The organism is Bacteroidota bacterium (assembly GCA_041658205.1).
Lineage (GTDB): Bacteria > Bacteroidota > Ignavibacteria > UBA10030 > UBA8401 > UBA8401.
Genome location: JBBAAO010000002.1, coordinates 243494 through 260164, shown reverse-complemented (window position 1 = coordinate 260164; position 16671 = coordinate 243494). Strand labels below are relative to the sequence as shown.

The window sequence follows — 16671 nt, the reverse complement described above, 5'->3', positions numbered from 1 at the left end:
TTCGACCACTCTCAATTCAGTCCGGATAACCATATGTTATCTGTAATTGAATATCCGGATGCAGACTTTTAGCCACAGGACAATGATCACCAATCTCTTTTAATCGCGCTCTATATTGGACAGGTATACCGGCGGGGAATCCAAACACTACGACCAATTTCGCAATGCGGCGGGGGGTGTTTACACTCATATGCTTTTCAATTGCAAGCGTTGTTTTGTCAAGATTCACATTCATTTGCTCTTTCTGTGCAAAAATTCCCATTGTAGTGATCATGCAGCTGCCGAGAGCAGTGGCAACCAAATCGGTAGGGGAAAAACTCTCTCCTTTCCCGAAATTATCCTTCGGTGCATCCGTAATGAAGTGTGTTCCGCTGTTGTCGTGTTTGGCAGTGCAGCGTAATTGACCTTGATAGACGATGGAAATTGGGACCATAATTATCGCAATAATTTTGTTAATGGATAGGTGGCAAGAGCATATGTCACATCATACTCTGTTTTGAATTCAATGTGTACGCCTTCTTGTTCAAGTTCTGCAAGAAGATCCGAAAGGATCATATTCCTAAATCCATATGATAATGATTGCTCTCCTGTTGTTTGCGAGTCGTACGCAGATGCGTTGAATGTTTCATCGTTGGCGATATCAATGAATTCACTTCCGATGTTAATAAAACATTTTTTTCCTTTTTTATTATACTGGAGCTTTCCATAAAATGACACCATGGTTTTTACTTCGAGCGTATCTCTTTTCTTTATCGTTTCACCAAATGATTTTCGCATGAACGAAATATTTACGTTACCGAATGAGTATGTAAAGGTTGATTTAGGTGACACCATCGATTCAGGTTGAATCTCTGATTGCGACGATGTTATTTTATCAGCTAATCCGGCCAGAGATTTGAGCAATGCTTCGTATTGACTTTTTCCAACGTTCACAACATACACCTGATTTTTTGTATATGATGGATCAACAAGCCACGATTTGACTTCTGCTTGTTGCTGGGCTGCCAACATTGCTGATACAAGAAAACAGAGTGTAATTATTTTCACACTTACTCCTTTTCAAAATCAATATTGCTGCGATACTCCAGCACATTATCGTTCGCCCTCACTGCAGATTTATTGAATCGCAAATATCGTTTTACAAATTCCAATCGCTGATCGCCATATTGTGATGCGGGAATGGGAAAAACAATTTCTGATCGTAACGCGGAAGGAATAAACACTGGTTTGACCAGATCAGTTGTTTGTAATGGAATCTCTTTATAATACGGAATGTTCCAACCGAGCAAATTGATGGTAATTTTGGTTTTTAACAGAACGGTTTTCGGTACCGGGTTTAAGCGGATAAAATCAGAATCCGCTGTCGTAACCACAAATTGAATCTGCTCGTCAAGGTAAAAATGAATTTGGGGAGAAGAACTTGTTGAAACGCCGGTATACGTTCCGGAAACTTTTACCGTTCCCGTCCCTTCAATTTCGATTTCGGCGTTGATAATATTGTTGGTAAAGTTACTAAAAGAGAATTTTTTCAAATCGATGTCCAATTTTCCGGTATCGACATCCACATAATTTGTATAGCCAATACCCATTACCGATTTTTCCTCTTTCCATAATGGACGGGTCGCAAGGAAATCTATATGAATATCCGCTAGAGAACGATTCACAACGCGTGCTAACAGTGTATTGATAGCTAATGATCTGGTTCGAGAAATTAGATCGTGTCCTTTTGGAAGCCCTGCGGTTTTTTCAGTGATTACCGCATCAAGCGTATCTAATTGAAGCTTGTACTGTGCAATATTTGCTTGAGATTCTTCTTTCGAGGGAATATCCATCGATGATCCGCACCCCATGACGAACAATGATAACAAAAAGAACGAAGAATGTTTTACCAAAGTTGCTTTCATTTTCCCACCCCCACTTTCTTCACATTCATCGCAAGAAATAATTTTTCTTTAAAAATTAGAACTTCTTTCAACACGAGAAAATATTTTAAGGTCTGCGCCGAAGTGGTGATATTCATGTTCATCCCTGTCCGTACCTGCACGCTGTTACCTTGAACAGGAAATTGATTGTTGAAATCGACAGGAAATTGAATCGGAGGAAGATTGTCGCTGAGTGTGGAAAGCTTCATGGTAACGATATCTTGAATGATTCCTTCGAGCGATGCAATCATTCCACTTGCTTTCACATTGGGGACAACATTAAACGGCTCCAATGTTGCAAAAAATTTTCCGCTATCTATTTTGAATGCAAGAATACAATCCATCAACAAATTGACATCAACATCGTACTCGTGATTAAAGGCTGCAAGAGAAATAGTGGCAATGGCTGAGCCATGATATAATTTAACGCGGATATTTCTAATGGAGTAGGATGTGAGAGAATCGAGCCAGCCGGTTGTCGAATCCAATTGTGATGCAGCTTTATTCAGGAGCGCTTCGGAAAAATAAAATGAGAGATCAGCATTGCTGATAGAGTCGCCTTTCGTTAATCGCTGTGATAGTCTTTTCGCTCCATCCCGTCGGATTTCCAGTACTTTTGCTTCGCGTGCTTTTTGCAACTGCTCAATATCAATGTTCGCTCCGGCAAAGGGACGGAGAATAAAACAACCCTGAAGGGAAATTCCAAATCCCAAAAGACAAATGGCAACTGCCATTTGGTAAATGATATTTCTTTTTGCATAAATGCGTTGGTGCAGCGCTCTGCGGTGTTCATCCTGAACAAGTGAGTCCGTTTTTTGAACGAGTGCATCGAAGGATGGTTTTATAACCGCGCCATGCGCAACATAGCCTATCTTCTTTTTTATATTTTCTATAAATAAAAAACGAAGAACATTCCAACTTTGCAGAAAAGTTGAAACCGTCTTCGTTGTTTGAATATTCATACGAATTGTTGTTGGCGTTATTATTTTTTCAGTTTGCTGCCAAACTCCTTCTTGAATTTACTCAATTTTGGATTTATTACCATCATACAATATGGTTGATAAGAATTTTGATTGTAATAGTTCTGATGATACTCTTCCGCTTTATAGAACCCGAAAAATGGCGAGATTTCTGTCACCGTCGGATCGTCCCAGATTTTTGCAGCATCTGTTTCTTTCTTCACCTCTTCTGCCGTCTTTCGTTGTTCATCACTATGATAGAAAATTGCTGAACGGTACTGTGTTCCAACATCTGCTCCCTGTTTGTTCAATGTTGTAGGATCGTGTGTCCGGAAGAATACTGATAACACTTCTTTAAACGAGATCTTCAACGGATCGAAAGTCACTTGAATGACCTCCGCATGTCCTGTTCTGCCGGTGCAGACCTCTTCGTATGAAGGGTCCTTCACGGAACCGCCCGAATAGCCCGATTCCACCTTTTCCACACCATCCAGTCTTTGATAGATTGCTTCCACACACCAAAAACAACCGGCGCCAAGTGTTGCTACCTCCGTATTGTGTTCCATTGTCTTTCCTTTCATTGTAGTTTTATTTTGGGCGAAAACTATCGCACCAGACAGAAAGATCATATATAGAATTTTTCTCATCCTGTTCCTTTCTAAGTCGATTAATTACATACAATAACGCACTTTCCTGCCATAAAATTCTCACGAAACAATAACTTTTTCATCCTACATCATAAACGGTAGATAATTATTTTAGACAATACTACGGAAATAGCTAAATTTCACGATTTTTAGCCACTTTTTGAAAATATTAGACAATTCTAATACGCAAAGCCATTGTTTTGAAAATGTTTTTGGCTACCTTCAATAGCCCAAAACGCCCAAAGAGTCCAATAAGACCATTTTGAAAATTTACTATTATATACATTATCAATCATTAACAAACTAACAGGAGGTACTATGAACGAAGTACTGTACACCACAGACGATCTATCGAAAATGTTTCGTGTCGGTAAATCCACAATTAAACGGTGGACGGATGAAGGAAAGTTGCAATGTTTTAAAACACCTGGTGGGCATCGGAAATTTAAACCATCCAATGTTCATGAATTCATCAACCAATATCATTATGAGATTGTAACGCCGCTTCTTCCTTTCGCCAGAACTTCGGAAACAATCACCGTTGATGCTGTAACAATCTCCGGCGAACCGCAGGTGGAAGAATGTTTTATCAACGCGATTAAAGGAGTTCGTCATCCCATCGAACAAGCGTTTTCAACCTTGTTTGCGCAGAGAAAAACCCTTCCGGTTATTTTTGACACACTGCTGACTCCAATCCTCCGCATGATCCACGCAAAACATCAGCAGCAGCAGATTACTTCTGTGGAATTTCAAATAGCAAAGAACACCCTCACTCACGCACTTATCCATTTTACCGATCAAATCCCAAAATCAGAGAAGAAAGATCTGGAATTATATTGTCTCTCTGTGAATGAAGGGATGAATGAAGTGGAGTTGAAAGCGGTGGAATTACTGCTCGACAATATGGGAATGACCGTGTATAACCTTGGTACGGTGCTGACAAAATATGCGGCAAATGATATAGTTAACCAATGCAGACCGGAAGATGTATTCGTTGTTCTCTCACTCGATCATTCCTCCGATGAAATTATTCATCAGTTCGATTCTCTCGTCGCCGGAGTAAAATCCTACGGCGGAAGTGTGTATACATCAAACTTTTTTGATGAGCAACAATCGAGCAAGATTGTTCCAACAGATTCCATGCAGATGCATTCGTTCACGGAAATTGTTGAACGGTTATTTACCGTTGAACAATCGACCGCTGCAGTATCTATCTAATGCAAGAAGAAACACAAAGAAAGAAGTTCAAATTGTAATTATTTAACAGTTGAAATTTTTCTCTCACATATTGCCCAAATCATTTAACAGATTGCTGATGATATCAGTCCTTGGAGTACTGTTGTCGTTTACAGCGACGGCGACAATACGAACTGCGACTGTGACCGGCACATGGGCAACCCCAGCGACATGGGGAGGTACTGCACCTGTAGCAGGAGATTCTTGTGTTATACCATTGGGAATAACTGTAACTGTTGGTGCAAGCACAACGGTGGGAGCTGTTAATGTTATCGGTGGATTAACAATTACGACAAACGGTGTTATTTTGACTGTTACCGGCGGATCGGGGACTCCTCTGACGTATGGAACGGTTGGCGGCACCGGAACAATTACTGCTGCCAACACTGGTGGGACGACAAACACTATTACTCTTACATCCGGCGATTGGATTTTTTCTGGAGCATTTGTTGGTTCCCGTCTTACTGTAAGAATGACCGGCACGGCAGATGATCAAACAATATCTGGTGCGCTTTCTTGTCGCGTGTTTGTCATGGTGAAATCTACTACGACATTGCACTTTGCTATTACGCCAACTGTTTCAACAACAAGAACATTAACATCCGGTAACGTTGTTTACGATGGCGCGGCACAAGATATTTTGGTTGCAACTCATCCGGGCAGTGTGACTCTTTCCGGAAGCGGTACAAAAACCACTGTCGGCGTCACCACAACTACCGGCGATCTTATCATTAACGACGGTATCACGTTATCTGTCGGAGCATTTAATTTAACCGTCAACGGCACGACCACTATAGGAGGTGGAACAAGCGGTAATTTAACGTTTGCTTCAGCGACAGGGACAAAACAATTTACAGGACTTGTCACCGTTAATTCCGGTGCTACATGGAATAATGCGATTAATGAAGCGGTGAATTTCCGCGGTGGCATCACCAACAACGGCGGTACATTTACGTCAGGTACTGGAGCCTATACGTTTACAACGAATGTACAAGAGTTGAATGGAACATTTTCTATTCCAACGGCAACATTTTCAATAGCATCGACAAACAATGGGACATTGACAAGTGCAACATTATTAAGCGTCGTAGGCGTCGTTCTTACAAATAACGGAACAATAAACTCCTCAACCTCAATTACAAATACAGGAACGTTATCAAACAGTTCCTCAGGCATTGTCAATATTACCGGCGGTTCCTGTTCGATCACCACTTTAACTAATGCTGGTACAGTAACCATAAGCGGTACCGCCACCACTTCCACCGTGCCTGCGAGTTTTACCAACTCCGGTACTATTAATATCAATGGTTCTGGAAATATTGCCGGCATGACAAATTCTGGAACCATCAACATGAATGGTACCAGCGCAATAACCACCAGCATTACCAATACAGGAACAGTTAACCTTTCATCCTCCGGTGTTATTTCATCGTTTACCAACAGCACAGCGGGCTTATTGAACATCAGCGCTGCTCCAGTGCCGACAATTACTCTTACAGCAACAGCCGCTGGTAATACTGTAAAATATTCTGGTGCTGCACAAACGGTGAATGCCACAACGTATGATAATTTAACACTATCAGGCACCGGAGCAAAAACAACAACCGGTATCACAGTTAACAATGTTCTTTCCATCGAAGGAAATGCAACAGTTACTGTTTCTGCTGCGCCAACATATGGTGCGGCGGCAACAATTCGGTATCACAAAGGAGCTGCATTTACTGCTGGCGCAGAGTGGCCGAATCCGTTTGCCGGTACCGGCGGTGTTATCATCGATAGCACAGGTACAATCATTACAACAAACGGCATAAAAAATATTAGCGGCGGTCCGCTGACAATTAATGCGGGCACAACATTGGCAACAGGAGCAAACAACTTGTGGACGCTCACTGTTGCCGGTGCAACAACTGTTAATGGAACAATTACACTCGCCAACACCGGGACAAAAACATTTACCGGCGACGTAACCATTAATTCGGGTGGTATATGGAATGAAACCGGTGCAGCCGCGATGAATTTTGCAGGGAACTTGCAACATGATGGTTCAACATTTACAGCGCTCACAGGAGTGCATACGTTTAGCGGTACAGGAAAAACAATCGGCGGTGTAAGTGCCATTGCAATCCCAAGCTTGACCATCAGTGGAACAACAACAAATAATGGAACACTAACAGTATCAACAACACTGGCAGGAGCAAGCACGTTCACCAACAGTGCAACCGGAACTTTAAACTTTGGCGGTGCATCAATTACACCAACACTCAATGCCAATCAAACTGGTAACATAGTCAATTACAATTCTGCCGGTGCTCAGACGGTTAAGGCGGCAGCATACAGCAATCTTATATTTTCAGGTGGTGGTGCTAAATCAATGTCGGCCCTTACCTCGGTTGCGGACACTCTGAGTATTGCACCTACCGGATCTGCAACAGCAAGTATTGGTGCGGGACTTGTCCTGGATGTTCATAAACTCGTGTTGGGTGGAGTACTTCAGGTTGATGGAACCTGGGGATCGACCGGTTCTATCGCTACCAATACGAATAATACATACTTCGCCATCTCAACAGGTTATTTATCAGTGAACATACCCATCACCAGTACTACAACCGGCGGCGCTTGGGGCAGCGGTACAACATGGGTGGGGGGAATAGTACCGACGTCAACAAATAATGTTGTAATTGCCACAACCGGAGGAAACAGTGTTACTGCTGCAGCAGTTACCATTGCTGGACTTACGGTGAATAGCGGAGCGATATTGGATCTTGGAACCAGTACTTTGATGGTTACAGGATCAGTCATCAACGATGGAACAATCACCGGAACGACTGGTCAGTTACGACAAACCGGATCTGGCAGCTTTACCAATAGTGGTTCGTTTACATTATCTGGTGCCGGTAGAATTGATTTCTCCGGTAACTTTACAAACACGGGAACATTCAGCCTAGCTTCTTCACAAGTGAGATTAGTCGGGACAGGAGCCGGACCATATAATGTTGATGGATTTACCACAACCGGCGCATTGAACATAACCAGTGCTACCGGTACGTATACGTTCACTGGGAATGTCAATGTCAATGGTATTGCTTGCAGTGGATCCGGCAGTACGTTAAATCTTGGAACAGGATTGACACACACCTCCACAGCAGTAGTAGCCATTTCTGCTGGAGCTACGTTAGAAGGAGGAAGCAGCACTCTTAATTTAGACGTTACTGGTGCAGCGTTTACGAATGTTGGTACATTCACTGCTGCAACAGGAACAATCAATTATGGATTTGCTGGTCCTCAGACGGTTTTAGCAACACCATATTATAACCTATCGCTTTCAGGTTCTGGTGCAAAAACTTTAACCGGTGTAACCACTATAGCAAATGATTTTAGTATGAGTGGTGCGTCGACCGGAACATCAGTCTTTACCACCATTGCTGGAAATGTCACTCTCACCGGAACAGCAAACTTAACAACGGGTGCCGCTTTAGCAATCTCTGGAAATTTAGATGTCGGATCCGGAACATCCTTTGCAACCGGTGTAACAAATACATGGACTCTCGGAGTGACCGGAACTACTTCGGTTACAGGAACTCTCACTCTCGCAAATACCGGTGCAAAAACATTTACCGGTGATGTTACACTGAATTCGGGCGGTGTTTGGAATGAAACTGGCGCTGCACCAATAAATTTTGCCGGCAGCTTCACGAATAATGCAACAACATTCACGGCAAATACCGGTGTTCACACTTTTAGCGGTGCAACAAAAACAATAAGCGGAACTCTTGCTACCACCATTGGTTCTGTTGCAGTAACCGGTACTTATACAAACAATAATACGTTGACTATCGGAACCGCACTTTCCGGAGTGGGAACGTTAACAAACAGTGCAACTGGAACCCTTGATCTTGGAGGAACGTGTTCAATCACCACTCTCGACAATGCCGGAATTATTAACCGTACCGGCGCAGGAACAACGACTACGACCCTTATTAATTTTACCAATACCGGTACTATCAATATCAGTGGATCAGGAACAATTACCGGTATCACCAACAACGATGGCGGTATTGTTAATCACTCTGGCTCGAGTACAATTACAAGTTTTAATAACGCCACCGCTACCAGCACGCTGAACATTAGCACTACGCCTACTGTTCCGACGTTTACAACTCTTACCGTCAGCGCTGCCGGCAACACGGTCAATTACAATGGCGCAGGACCTCAAACGGTAAAAGCGGTAGCATACAGCAATCTGATATTTTCAGGCAGTGGTGCAAAATCGATGTTGACCGGAACGTCAGTTTCCGGAGATCTGAGCATTGCACCGAGTGGAACAGCGACCGCAAGTGTTGGTGCAGGACTTAATTTAGATGTTAAATTTCTTACACTGGGTGGAGTTCTTCAAGCTGATGGTACCTGGGGATCGACGAGTTCCACTGCTGTGCATACCAACGATACGTACTTCGCCGCTACAACCGGTATTCTCTCCGTTAACATACCCATAACCAGTACTGCTACTGGTGGTGCGTGGGGCACTGGTACAACTTGGATCGGCGGTGTTGTTCCAACAACAACAGATAATGTTGTTATTGCAACAACCGGTGGAAATAGTGTTACCGCCGCCGCCGCTACTGTCGCAAGTCTTACCGTCAACTCCGGAGCAATACTAAATCTTGCCGCCGTTACAATCACCGTTTCCGGACTTGTCGATAATGCCGGAACAATTTCCGGCACGACTGGACAAATTAATCAAACCGGATCAGCCGATTTTACAAACAGCGGATCATTTACATTGACCGGAGCCGGTAGAGTTTCTTTCTCAGGCAGTTTTACAAACACCGGAACATTTAGTCTCGCATCATCACAAGTGAGATTAGTCGGAACAGCAGCCGGGCCATACAGTATTGATGGTTTTACAACCACCGGCGCATTTAGTGTTCCCAGTACGAAAGGTACATACATATTCGCAGGAAATGTTAATGTCAACGGTATTGCTTGCAGCGGTTCCGGTAGCACTTTAAATCTTGGCGCTGGTTTAACGCATACATCTACTGGAGTAGTATCGATTTCGGCAGGAGCAACCTTAGAAGGTGGAAGCAGTACGTTACACATTAATCGCACTGGTACTGCATTTACAAATGCCGGAACATTTACTGCTGAAACAGGAACAATCGACTATGGATATGCCGGCTCTCAGACTGCTTTAGTAACGACTTATTATAATCTGACGTTTTCAGGTACTGGAACAAAAACTCTGCCTGCTGGAACCACCACGGTAAATAATATCTTCTCCATCGAGAACGACGCGTTTGTCAATAACTTTGTCGGAACTCTTGCGTACGGCTCAAATGCCACCTTACAATATAATACGTCTGTAGCACGGACTGCATCCGATGAATGGGTAAGCCCATTTGCTGCAACGGGCGGTGTTATCATTTCCAATATCGGCGAGGTTACGATGAACGCCGATAAGATCTTCAATGCCTCGGTTCCGCTTACTATTAATAGCGGCGCCAGCCTGAATACGAGTGCAAGTAATTTTGCACTGACATTCGGCGGTAATTTTGTGAATAACGGCGGTACGTTCACGGCAAATGCTTCTGCAATTACCATTGATAATACGATGGCAACGCAAAGCATTGCCGGCTTTACAACAACCGGAACAGTTTCTATAACGAAGACCTCCGGCACAGCAACATTCAACGGTAATGTAAACGGAGGTGCATTTACACTCGATGGAACTGGCGGAACACTTGATCTTGGAACAGGTCTCACGCACACATTTACCGGAACATTTACCAGCACAGCCGGTACGCTGAATCTCAGTTCGAGTACATTAAACATTGGAGGACTCACAAGCGGATCGGGCGGTACATGGAATCCCGGGACTTCCACGGTGAACTACAACAGAGCAACTGGCGGCCAGTCTATTTTTGGAGTTAATTACTACAATCTTACATCGAGTAATTCGAGCGGAGTGAATACACTCGTTGGTTCTATTGGAGTGAGCAATATATTCACTCCGAGCGCCGGTGCGTTAACATCTGCGGGAACGTCAACGGTCGACTTTAATAACTCCACCGGCGGACAATCGATTCCTGCATTCAATTACTACAATCTCACTTCAAGCAATGCGAGCGGTGTGAATACACTCATTGGCTCTATTGGTGTGAGCAACATATTCACCCCAAGTGCCGGAGCATTAACATCTGCCGGAACGTCAACAGTCGACTTTAATAACTCTACCGGCGGACAATCGATTCCAGCATTCAACTATTACAATCTCACTTCCAGCAATACAAGCGGTGTGAATACACTCGTCGGCTCTATTGGAGTGAGCAACATATTCACTCCAAGCGCCGGTGCGTTAACATCTGCTGGAACGTCAACGGTCGACTTTAATAACTCCACCGGCGGACAATCAATTCCTGCTTTCAATTATTACAGTGTAACATCGAGCAATACGAGTGGAGTGAATACGCTCATCGGCTCTATCGGTGTGAGCAATACATTCAGTCCAAGCGCGGGAGCGTTAACGTCAGCGGGAACGTCAACGGTGAACTTTAATAATGCAGCTGGTTCTCAAACTATTCCTGCTTTCAACTTTAATAATGTAACAGTCAGTAACAGCAGCGGCACGACGACACTGGCAGGCAGTGGAACGATCGGTATAGCAGGAATATTTACTCCCGGTTCACAAGCATATTCTTCTGCCGGCAGCACGGTGAATTTCAATAACTCGACAGGCGGACAAACAATTCCTGCAATCAATTACAATAATCTGACGGTCAGTAATACCAGCGGTACAACAACACTTGCAAGCAGCGGAACTATCGGTATAGCAGGAACATTTACACCCGGATCGCAAGCATATACTGTGACCAGCAGTGCGATATCGTTCAACGGCAGCACCGGTCAGTCGCTCGCTTCTGCATTTACGTTTAACAATCTGACGATGAACAATGCATCCGGAGTAACACTCTCCGGGATAGCAACGGTGAACGGAACGTTAACTTTGACATCCGGAAATATTACCACTGGTGCGCATAAAGTATCGATCGGTACTTCTGGAACAATATCAGGATCTGGCGGTTATATCGTTGGCAATTTAGAAAAGACAATTTCCACAAGCGGGTCACCTGTTGCAGTAACATTTGAAGTTGGAGATGCATCATACTATACACCAATCAACTTAACGTTTGCCTCTGTTTCTGGTTCAGGTACACTTACAGCAAATACAACCAGTTCATATCATCCGCAGATCAACACTTCCGGTATCAGCACTACAAAACATGTTACGCGCTATTGGACATTGACAAACAATGCTGTGACATTCCCTTCGGTTGACGCAACGTTCAATTTTAATACTGCGGACGTTGTTCTTGGTTCAAACACATCATTGTTTATTGTCGGACGGTATAACAGCGGTTGGACACTTCCGACGGTCGGAACAAAAACTTCGAACTCCACACAAGCGACCGGATTAACCGCATTCGGTGATTTCCAAGTCGGCGAGGTTGCTACGGGTGTCACGCTAACGCCTGCGACCGGTGGTAGTTCAGTGTCAGCTGATGATTTTGGAACTGGAGCGTGGACATCGTTGACCGGTCCTTCCATTGAAGAAACTGTGAATGGCGATATTGGATTAGGCACAATTATTTTAGATGTGCCCTCCGGATTTGAATTCGACCAAAGCGGAACCGCCCCAACGGTGTTAATTACCGGAGGCGGAACGGCGACGGATAATATTAACAATGCAACATCTGGAACTTCGGCATCGGTTTCAGTATCAGCAACGCAAATTACATTTACTGTAACGGATGTTTCTACCGGCGGTGCATTGAACACCCTCACATGGCAAAATATCCGCATCCGTCCAACGGCAGGATATCCATTGGCCACCGGTAATATTACGAAATCCGGCGGATCATTTATTGTCGGCGTCACCGACGGCACGACAAATTTTGGCACATTGACGGAAGTGCGTGGAGCATTAAGTAAACTTGTTGTGACACTTCCAGGCGAAACGTTTACCGAAGGCAGCGGGAACTCAGGACCACCGACAAATCGTACGGCTGGATCTTCGTTTACTATTTCCTCAATCACGGCAACGGATCAATACTTTAATACTGTTACTTCGTATTCCGGAGCGAAAACAATTTCCTACAGCGGACCGACCGGACAAACTTCATACACAACCAGCGTCACGTTTATTTCTGGTGTATCATCCACGGCATTAACCACAACGTTATATCGGGCACAATCGTCCACGATTACTGCGAATGATGGAACATATTCCGGTCCGGCATCATCGTCCGTCACGGTTGATCCGGCGGCATTTTCAAAAATGCAGTTATTGGTACCGGGTGAATCTGCAAATCCGGGTTCAACAGGTACCGGAAAAACGGGATCGCCATCGGCACAAACGGCAGGAGCTTCCTTCGGTGTTACGGTAAACGCGGTTGATGCATACTGGAATGTGATTGCAGGCGCACCGACAAATACCATCACACTCACAACTACGGATGCAAACGCAACTATGCCGTCACCAGCGGCTCTTTCATCCGGTACGGTAACTTTTGCTACAGTCACTCTGCCGACAGCAGGGTCTTCCACGATCACAGCAACAAATACAAGTGATGTTTCAAAAACTGCAGACACAAGTCCATCAATTACCGTAAATGCGGGAGCATTTACAAAAATGCAGATTCTTGTTCCGGGAGAAACTGCTAATGCAGGTTCAGCAACGGGAAAAACAGGAACTCCATCAAGTCAAACGGCCGGTTCGTCATTCAGTGTTACTGTCAATGCGGTCGATGCAAATTGGAATATTGTCAGCGGTGCTCCGGCAAACACCATCACGCTGACAACGTCTGATGTGAATGCCACCATGCCTTCGCCGGCGGCGCTTTCATCGGGAACGGTAACATTTGCGACAGTCACTTTGCCGACGGCGGGATCCTCGACGATCACAGCAACAAATACCAGCGATGGAACAAAAACTGCAAACACGAGTCCGTCAATATCAGTTGGTGTCGGAGCGTTTTCAAAAATGCAGACTCTCGTACCGGGAGAAACTGCTGATCCCGGTTCAGCAACGGGCAAGACAGGAATTCCATTAAGTCAAACAGCTGGTTCGTCATTCAGTGTTACCGTCAATGCAGTCGATGCAAACTGGAATATTATCACCAGTGCACCGGCAAACACCATCACGTTAACAACATCCGATGTGAATGCCAGCATGCCCTCACCGGCAGCACTTTCATCCGGAACGGTAACATTTGCCACGGTCACGCTTCCAACAGCAACCTCCTCCACGATTACGGCAACGAACACCAGCGATGGAACAAAAACGGCAAACACAAGCTCTTCGATAACCGTCAATGCCGGTACGTTGAATAAATTGCAAGTGATTGTCGACGGTGAGACGGCCGTTCCCGGATCGGTGGCAGGGAAAATGGGAACTCCGGTTGCAGCAGGCATCGGAACGCCGTTTGTGTTCACAGTAAATGCTGTCGATGCAAATTGGAATATAGTAAACGCAACAAACACCATCACCATCACCTCCACAGATGGTGCAGCAACATTGCCTCCGGATGCGGCTTTAGTTGGCGGCACCAAAGATTTTACCCTCACCCTGAACACTGCCGGTGTGTGGACGATAACGGCAAGCAATGTCGGTGGTCCGCCGCCGACCGCCGGGACAAGTGCATCAATTACTGCCGCATCAATTACTATCACTCCGGCAACAGGTGGCGGTTCGATTTCAGCGGATGATTCTACCAGCGGTGCATGGACTGCATTGACCGGGCCATTGTATGGTGAAGCGGCAAGTGCGAATGTCGGTACGGGAACAATCATCATGAATGCTCCGAGCGGCTTTATTTTTGATGTTGGTGGAATAGCACCTACAGTTTTAGTTACGCGAATCGCCGGTGCCGGAGCCAACTCGAGAAACATTAATGCGGTTGCAAGCGGTACTTCTCTTGCGATTACATCAATCAGTACCACACAAATTACCTTTACAGTTTCGAGTTCAAGTAATACTGGCGTAACAAACAGTTTAACGTGGCAGAACGTTCGCGTTCGGCCGAACATTAGTTATCCTCTTGCCTCCGGCAATATTACGAAATCAGGTACCGCATCAATGGTTGGTGTTACCAATGGAGTGACAAATTTTGGAACGCTGACGGAAATTCTTGGCGCGCCAAAAACATGGAGCGGTTTAGGTGATGGTACAAGTTGGAATGATGCAGCAAATTGGAGTCCCGCCGGAGTTCCAACTGGTGCAAATGATGTCACCATCGGTGCGAACACGATAAATGTTAATGTTGCGGCATTAGCGCATGATATTACTATCAATAATGCAAGTGCAAGTGTTACAATACCAACAGGAATTTCTCTTTCCGCCACGAACAACTACGCACAATCGAATGGAACACTCAATACCGCCACAATATTCCCGGCGGTCACTGGCACTACAAGTATTACGGGTGGAACGGTAAACTATAACAGCACCGGTTCACAAAATGTGGCTGCAATTACCTACAGCAATCTTACCATTTCAGGAAATGGCACATCGACACTGCTCGGTACGGTAAGCATCAACGGAGACTTGACTGTTTCTGGCGGTACATTGGATCTTACATCGTTTACGGCAGACCGGTCAATTTCGGGTGGAGCACTAACAATTGCAGCTTCTTGTACATTACGAATTGGCGGAACAGGAACAATCCCTGCAAATTATACATCACAAGTTTTTGATCCAACTAGTACCATAGATTTTTATGGAACAACACAAACGATACCTGCCGGAACATATCCGAATGTGACAGCATCAAACTCGGGAGGATCGGTTACGCTTGGTGGGAATATCATTGTCGTTGGAGATCTGAATATTTCCTGTAGCACATTTGATCTTACATCGTTTACCGCCAACCGATCCGCTGCTGGCGGTACGTTGACGATTGCCGCATTATGCACATTGCGCATCGGCGGTACCGGAACATCGCTTCCAATAAATTATACTACGCATGCTTTCGATCCGACAAGCCATATCGATTATTACGGAACAGGCCAAACGGTCCCTGCCGGTACGTATGACAACTTGATTGTATCAGGCGCAGGAACAACAATCACGCTCAGCGCAAATGTGGATGTTGTTGGTAATCTTACTGTATCAGACGGTACGCTTGACCTTTCAACGTTCACTGCAAACAGAACAACATCAGGTGGAACATTAAGCGTAGGCTCCGGCGGAACGTTACGCATAAGCGGAACAAATGCTATTCCCGCTAGTTACACCACCTATACTTTCGATCCGGCAAGCACTGTTGAATTCTACGGTACCTCCCAATCAATCGCCGCCTTGAATTATGGAAATCTTACAGTCTCCGCCTCCGGAACAATAACACTTGCAAACACCGGTACGATTGGAATTGCCGGAACATTTACCAAAGGAGCCGCAACGTACGTAACGACCGGAAGCACAATCGATTATAACGGCACCGGTGCACAGAGTATTGCCGCATTTAGTTATAACAATTTATCCCTGAGCACAGGTGGAATAAAGACGTTTGCCGGCGGCACAACACAGATTGCGGGAGCTCTTACGATTACCGGAGCAACTGCAAATGCAACAGCCAATTCTTCCACCATTGAATACAATGGTACTCTTGCACAAGCCGTTACCGTAATGACATACTTTGATTTAGTATTCACGAACGGCGGATTGAAAACAATTGCGGGCTCAGTGATAGTCAATACAAACGTTCTTATTAATTCCGGTGCAAGCGTATTGATCTCTGCTCCGGGCATCTTAACGGTTCATGGCGATGTTGATAACAGTGGCAGCTTTACTATTGACGGAACATTGGATGTAACACCATAAATTTTATGAAAATATTTAAAATGAATTTA

General features: G+C 44.8%; 7 protein-coding genes. 2 read left to right on the top strand and 5 right to left on the bottom strand.

The genetic code is table 11. The annotated features are described in order from the left end of the window. Window positions 1–16 precede the first annotated feature (16 nt). Genes WDA22_12955 through msrA form a run of 5 tightly spaced genes read right to left on the bottom strand, consistent with a single transcriptional unit; the run spans window position 17 to window position 3447 of the window. Window positions 17–433 (bottom strand): OsmC family protein, encoded by a 417-nt coding sequence (locus WDA22_12955; GenBank protein MFA5834378.1) that lies wholly within the window; start codon window positions 431–433, stop codon window positions 17–19. Window positions 434–435: 2 nt separating this feature from the next. Further along, window positions 436–1047, bottom strand: coding sequence for a hypothetical protein (locus WDA22_12950; protein ID MFA5834377.1), 612 nt, complete (start codon window positions 1045–1047; stop codon window positions 436–438). Window positions 1048–1049: 2 nt separating this feature from the next. Further along, window positions 1050–1904 (bottom strand): hypothetical protein, encoded by an 855-nt coding sequence (locus WDA22_12945; GenBank protein MFA5834376.1) that lies wholly within the window; start codon window positions 1902–1904, stop codon window positions 1050–1052. Beyond that, window positions 1901–2884 (bottom strand): hypothetical protein, encoded by a 984-nt coding sequence (locus WDA22_12940; GenBank protein ID MFA5834375.1) that lies wholly within the window; start codon window positions 2882–2884, stop codon window positions 1901–1903. The genes WDA22_12945 and WDA22_12940 overlap by 4 nt, the downstream gene beginning before the upstream one ends. Before the next feature lie 20 nt (window positions 2885–2904). Next, the gene (msrA, locus tag WDA22_12935) at window positions 2905–3447 is read right to left on the bottom strand and encodes a peptide-methionine (S)-S-oxide reductase MsrA (GenBank protein MFA5834374.1); all 543 of its coding nucleotides are present in this window, start codon (window positions 3445–3447) and stop codon (window positions 2905–2907) included. 399 nt (window positions 3448–3846) lie between these two features. Here msrA and WDA22_12930 point away from each other — a divergent pair, with 399 nt between their 5' ends. Further along, the gene (locus WDA22_12930) at window positions 3847–4746 is read left to right on the top strand and encodes a helix-turn-helix domain-containing protein (GenBank protein MFA5834373.1); all 900 of its coding nucleotides are present in this window, start codon (window positions 3847–3849) and stop codon (window positions 4744–4746) included. Window positions 4747–4843: 97 nt separating this feature from the next. After that, complete coding sequence (locus WDA22_12925; GenBank protein MFA5834372.1) at window positions 4844–16642, top strand: hypothetical protein; 11799 nt, start codon at window positions 4844–4846, stop codon at window positions 16640–16642. Window positions 16643–16671 lie beyond the last annotated feature (29 nt).

Excerpts from the sequence above, each read along its gene's own strand:
- WDA22_12955 (MFA5834378.1), bottom strand. The coding sequence starts at position 433 with ATGGTCCCAATTTCCATCGTCTATCAAGGTCAATTACGCTGCACTGCC.
- WDA22_12945 (MFA5834376.1), bottom strand. The coding sequence starts at position 1,904 with ATGAAAGCAACTTTGGTAAAACATTCTTCGTTCTTTTTGTTATCATTG.
- WDA22_12940 (MFA5834375.1), bottom strand. The coding sequence starts at position 2,884 with ATGAATATTCAAACAACGAAGACGGTTTCAACTTTTCTGCAAAGTTGG.
- msrA (MFA5834374.1), bottom strand. The coding sequence starts at position 3,447 with ATGGAACACAATACGGAGGTAGCAACACTTGGCGCCGGTTGTTTTTGG.
- WDA22_12930 (MFA5834373.1), top strand. The coding sequence starts at position 3,847 with ATGAACGAAGTACTGTACACCACAGACGATCTATCGAAAATGTTTCGT.
- WDA22_12925 (MFA5834372.1), top strand. The coding sequence starts at position 4,844 with ATGATATCAGTCCTTGGAGTACTGTTGTCGTTTACAGCGACGGCGACA.